This window comes from Prevotella heparinolytica, from assembly GCF_004342845.1.
In the GTDB taxonomy this organism is placed as follows: Bacteria; Bacteroidota; Bacteroidia; order Bacteroidales; family Bacteroidaceae; genus Bacteroides; species Bacteroides heparinolyticus.
In genome coordinates, this window is sequence record NZ_SLXB01000046.1 from 2,501 (window position 1) to 5,733 (window position 3,233).

The 3,233-nt window shown below is 50.8% G+C and carries 2 tRNA genes and 2 rRNA genes (1 of these 4 cut by a window edge); all 4 read right to left on the reverse strand.

From position 1 onward, the window contains the following. Nucleotides 1-610, reverse strand: a 23S ribosomal RNA gene (locus EV202_RS14630); it reaches 2,280 nt to the left of the window's first position. Between the two features lie 109 nt (nt 611-719). Then, a tRNA-Ala gene (locus EV202_RS14635) sits at nt 720-793 on the reverse strand. A 12-nt stretch (nt 794-805) separates the two neighbouring features. Continuing rightward, nucleotides 806-879: transfer RNA gene (locus tag EV202_RS14640), tRNA-Ile, on the reverse strand. A gap of 125 nt (nt 880-1,004) precedes the next feature. After that, nucleotides 1,005-2,532, reverse strand: a 16S ribosomal RNA gene (locus tag EV202_RS14645). Together the 16S and 23S rRNA genes with 2 tRNA genes alongside form the textbook arrangement of a ribosomal RNA operon. Nucleotides 2,533-3,233 lie beyond the last annotated feature (701 nt).

Below are 3,233 nucleotides of genomic sequence, written 5' to 3' on the forward strand. Positions count from 1 at the left end.
GGTTCATTATGCAAAAGGCACGCCGTCACCGTGGAAACACGGCTCCGACCGCTTGTAGGCACATGGTTTCAGGAACTATTTCACTCTTCTGTTCGAAGTGCTTTTCACCTTTCCCTCACGGTACTGGTACACTATCGGTCTCTCGGGAGTATTTAGCCTTACCGGATGGTCCCGGCAGATTCACGCAGGATTCCTCGTGCCCCGCGCTACTCAGGATACCACTAGGCTGGAAACGGCTTCGTGTACGGGGTTATCACCCTCTGTGACCTGCCTTTCCAGGCAGTTCCACTCACCGTCACGCGTGCCACGACGTGGTCCTACAACCCCATGGATGCCGTAACACCCATGGTTTGGGCTATTCCCCGGTCGCTCGCCACTACTGGGGGAATCATTGTTTATTTTCTTTTCCTGCAGGTACTAAGATGTTTCAGTTCCCTGCGTTAGCCTCTGCCATAGGCAGATGCCACCCCTTCAAGGTGGCGGGTTGTCCCATTCGGAAATCCGCGGATCAAAGGTCATTTGCACCTACCCGCGGCTTATCGCAGCTTATCACGTCCTTCATCGCCTCCGAGAGCCAAGGCATCCGCCATGTGCCCTTAATTGCTTTTTTTATCTTACCGACACATTTGAAAGGTCGATATATACTTTCAGCTTTAACTTTACTTTTTTCTTGTTCGCATCATGTCAAAGATCGTAATACCCGAAAACACGGGAATATGTGGAGAATAACGGATTCGAACCGTTGACCCCCTGCTTGCAAAGCAGGTGCTCTAGCCAGCTGAGCTAATCCCCCCCAAAAAAAGGGTAGTCCCAGGCAGAGTTGAACTGCCGACCTCTACATTATCAGTGTAGCGCTCTAACCAACTGAGCTATAGGACTGTCAGTCAAACCCCGGCCATGGAAAAAGGCCCGGCTTCTACTTTCTCTTTATTAGGATAAACAAAACAAGCAGCACAAAACAAAAGAACCGGACTCCTATAAATAAATTAAGGACATCACTCCAGAAAGGAGGTGTTCCAGCCGCACCTTCCGGTACGGCTACCTTGTTACGACTTAGCCCCAATCACCGGTTTTACCCTAGGGCGCTCCTGGACGGTTACGCACTTCAGGTACCCCCGGCTTTCATGGCTTGACGGGCGGTGTGTACAAGGCCCGGGAACGTATTCACCGCGCCGTGGCTGATGCGCGATTACTAGCGAATCCAGCTTCGTGGAGTCGGGTTGCAGACTCCAGTCCGAACTGAGAGGGGATTTAGGGATTGGCCGGGCGTCGCCGCCGAGCTGCCTGCTGTACCCCCCATTGTAACACGTGTGTAGCCCCGGACGTAAGGGCCGTGCTGATTTGACGTCATCCCCCCCTTCCTCGCATCTTACGACGGCAGTCTCCACAGAGTCCCCAGCATCACCTGATGGTAACTGTGGATAAGGGTTGCGCTCGTTATGGCACTTAAGCCGACACCTCACGGCACGAGCTGACGACAACCATGCAGCACCTTCACAACCGCCTTGCGGCTTACCCGTTTCCGGATAATTCGGTTGCAATTCAAGCCCGGGTAAGGTTCCTCGCGTATCATCGAATTAAACCACATGTTCCTCCGCTTGTGCGGGCCCCCGTCAATTCCTTTGAGTTTCACCGTTGCCGGCGTACTCCCCAGGTGGAATACTTAACGCTTTCGCTTGGCCGCTTGCAGTATATCGCAAACAGCGAGTATTCATCGTTTACTGTGTGGACTACCAGGGTATCTAATCCTGTTTGATACCCACACTTTCGAGCATCAGCGTCAGTTACACTCCAGCAAGCTGCCTTCGCAATAGGAGTTCTTCGTGATATCTAAGCATTTCACCGCTACACCACGAATTCCGCCTGCCTATACTGCACTCAAGGCACCCAGTATCAACTGCAATTTTAAGGTTGAGCCCCAAACTTTCACAGCTGACTTAAGCGCCCGCCTACGCTCCCTTTAAACCCAATAAATCCGGATAACGCTCGGATCCTCCGTATTACCGCGGCTGCTGGCACGGAGTTAGCCGATCCTTATTCATAAGGTACATGCAAATGGGTACGCGTACCCACAATTATTCCCTTATAAAAGAAGTTTACAACCCATAGGGCAGTCATCCTTCACGCTACTTGGCTGGTTCAGGCTTCCGCCCATTGACCAATATTCCTCACTGCTGCCTCCCGTAGGAGTTTGGACCGTGTCTCAGTTCCAATGTGGGGGACCTTCCTCTCAGAACCCCTATCCATCCTAGGTTTGGTGGGCCGTTACCCCGCCAACTGCCTAATGGAACGCATCCCCATCGGTAACCGGAATCCTTTAATGGAGAAACCATGCGGAATCACCATACTATCCGGGATTAATCTTTCTTTCGAAAGGCTATACCGGAGTTACCGGAAGGTTGGATACGTGTTACTCACCCGTGCGCCGGTCGCCATCGGGCTTAGCAAGCTAAGCCCATGCTGCCCCTCGACTTGCATGTGTTAAGCCTGTAGCTAGCGTTCATCCTGAGCCAGGATCAAACTCTTCATTGTAAAAGTATCGATCAGGATTCACATGACCCGACCCCTTGTCAGGGGAGGGAAAGGAATCCCGTTTGCTCTGTTCAGGACATCCGAAAATTTAAAGAAGTTACCAATGCGGACCCCATACGTATAAAATACATAAGGGACATTGACGGTTCTTCTGTTTTACCCAAGACCGATCCCCGCATTTTACGGGAAACAAGCCTTGCTCTTGTACTACTTGTATTGTTTATGTAAATATATTCAAAGATCGATGGTGCCGACCCTAACGGGAAAGCGGATGCAAAGGTAAGGACTTTTACCGGTATCTTCCAAATTATTGCGGAAGTTTTTTTCTTTTTTATTTCCCGCCGACGCTCTCTGTGCGAAAGGGGAGGAAAATAAAGGGAAACGAAAGCCGCTTGCGGCATCCTGCAAACCATCATGTCAAAGCACCCGTGCCCCCGTTGCCGAAAGCGGATGCAAAAGTAGAACTTAAGGGAAACATCGCAAAATATACAAGGAACTTTTTTTAAAAGAAAATACGGGGAACGGCTTAAAAGGCTGAATGACAAAGGAATCCAAGAGAAGAAAAAGAAAGGGGAGCAAAGGAAGGAAGGGGAAGGGACACATTATAATATATAAGTGCGCGAGAAGGAAAGGGGGGAAGGGACGGCTTAAGGACGCTCCCCATGCAGGAGGAAGAGGAGGGAACACAAAGAGGCGACGGG